Origin of the sequence: Facklamia sp. HMSC062C11 (assembly GCF_001810675.1) — a bacterium.
Taxonomy (GTDB): domain Bacteria; phylum Bacillota; class Bacilli; order Lactobacillales; family Aerococcaceae; genus Facklamia; species Facklamia hominis.
In genome coordinates this window covers 95,302-97,714 of sequence record NZ_KV802399.1, presented here as the reverse complement: position 1 = coordinate 97,714, position 2,413 = coordinate 95,302, and the positions used below count along the sequence as shown (strand labels likewise).

General features: G+C 30.7%; 2 protein-coding genes. Both read right to left on the bottom strand.

Annotation, left to right across the window (positions count from 1 at the left end):
- Positions 1-579 precede the first annotated feature (579 nt).
- Positions 580-1,086 carry a GNAT family N-acetyltransferase gene (locus HMPREF2758_RS04930; protein WP_070609449.1) on the bottom strand — a complete coding sequence of 169 codons (507 nt, stop codon included), beginning with the start codon at positions 1,084-1,086 and terminating at the stop codon, positions 580-582.
- A 339-nt stretch (positions 1,087-1,425) separates the two neighbouring features.
- Positions 1,426-1,623: a helix-turn-helix transcriptional regulator gene (locus HMPREF2758_RS08705; RefSeq protein WP_083304852.1), complete on the bottom strand. Its 198-nt coding sequence runs from the start codon at positions 1,621-1,623 to the stop codon at positions 1,426-1,428.
- Positions 1,624-2,413: the final 790 nt, after the last annotated feature.

Below are 2,413 nucleotides of genomic sequence, written 5' to 3'. Positions count from 1 at the left end.
TTTTACTCCAAACATATCCAGTGAAAACCATACAAGTAATAAAAGATTAGCTACAATTGCAATTTGCCTTTTACTCATTATCTCTGCTCCTCTACTTTAAAACTAGGTTAATTTTCATTTTCAACATAAGAAAAGAAGTGGGCATTTTTATTGGTGCTTAGTTTGTACCTTCTTCCTAAAATCATCGATCAGTTTCCCCATACACACACCTTCATTCTAACAGATTTATCCCATTTTCTCCTCTAAAAACCAAAAAGCGAGGTCCCTCTGAGCTTACATCTCAGGGAAACTCCGCTATTACCGCTTCTATTCATTGCTTCACTTTTCGTAAGGAATACCAGGGAATCGGCAGCCCATTGCATCCAGTCATTTCCTAGTTTCGCTCGTCGTTCTTGGGCAATCCGTGAGTGGGCAGGACAGCTGTTTCTTCAGTCGCTAACGTGTCTTCACAAGCAGTGTCACCGCCTCAACATGGCTTGAGTGGTCAGTATGGATAAAATTTAATATTTTTCAAAAGCTTCGTATGTGGGAATATGTCAGTTGGTTTAAATATTGCACAGATTAAATTGATCTTTTTTTCTATATATTAATCCAATACCTTCTTGTTGTAACATTTCCTCTTGGTAATCTATTTTGTACTTTATTTTCCAAAATTCCACCATTATTTTCTATCACTTTTATTGATCCGATATTGTCATCATCACATGTAATCAAAACCTTATGAAGGTTCAATGTCTCTTTACAATACATTAGTGCCATAGAGAGCATTTTTGTTCCATAGCCCTTCCTACATTCAGATTGTCTAATTTCGTACCCTATGTGACCATCATAGTTAATTAAAAAAGAATTTAATTCATGCCTAATACTAATTTCACCAATAAATTTTTCATTATCTATCAACCAAAATGTAGTCGCTCTAACATAATTTATTGGCAAATTTATACCATGTTCAAAATTATAAGCACGTTCTATAATTGTCTCAGGGTTATTAAAACGTCTTTCTACATGAGGTCTAAACATTTCATCTTCTTCATTTGCTTCTATATAGCTTTGGATATACTTCCTATCTGGTCTAATTAGTTTCATAAGTTCTCCTATGATATAAATGTCTTTTTCAATGTAATGTACAATGCTTATAACTTAAATATGCTGTAACACTCTTTGCTCATTTGTTTTTGAATAAATCCATAATAAATTATTAGCTGCGGTTATCATAATTATCTTTGTTTTCTATAAGTCATGACTCAGCTGCTTTCTTTTCTTTTTTAACCTTTACTCTATTTTCTTAACATCAACGCTACCGTCTCCACATGTGTCGACCTTAAGCTATGGATTAATTATAATATTATATTACCATCTCCTAAAGTCCGTTATAGAAAAAGTGCCTAAAATAATAGGCGCTTTAAAAAAATGGACTAAATCTTTTTATTCATATATGAATAATTCATCTATAGTGGTCTCAAGAGCAAGAGCTAGTTTAAAAGCAAGCTCAAGCGTCGGATCGTACTTATTGTTTTCAATTGCATTAACAGTTTGTCTACTAACTCCGCATATATCGGCTAATTCTTGTTGAAATAATCCTTTCTCGGTTCTAAGTTCTTTAATATGATTTTTCGTTTCTATTACCTGTATTTCCTCATATTGATTAAGTAGGAAATATTAAAAGCTATTGATATGATACCGACATAAATAATCGGATTATCTTCAAATCCAATACTAGAATTTTGTTCAAAGAAAATATTCCAAATTATATTTATAATTAAAAATATTATCCCTACTACTAATGCAGTTAATCCAGATTTTTTTACAATATATCCCTTTCTTTCATCTCCTTTTTTAATCAAGGTTACAATCATTATTAAGGTGCATATTAATGCATGCAACAATAAATAACCAGAGTAAACCTAAACCAAACATTTGATTTGTCTCAATAAATTTTGTTGTATTCATACTTACCTCCTAATGTCAAATACTTTTGACATAGAATGATGACATTAATTTATATAATCAGAAGTCCTCTATCGTCATAGACAAATTCACTTGTATTCTTTCTTAAAATAAAAAACGACTAGATTTTTATCTCTAATCGTTTTTAATTCAAACACATTGACTTTCTCTATTGCAATTTTACTTTATTTATTTTTCTCTTTATTATATTTACTTCCACACCCTATTCCAAAAAGCATAGAGCCAATTATCCATGCATACTCTGTTTTTCCTGTCTTATACGACATATATATTGATAATATGAGTGTAATAAATGCGATTATTGCCAATATAAGCCATAAGTTCTTTTTAACCATATAATTCCACCCTTACTTTTTATGTATTGTTATTACTTAAATAAATCAGAGTGTGAGCCAGTTCTTACTAGTGATAATACTAAAACTTCTTCTATTTTTTCATATATCAA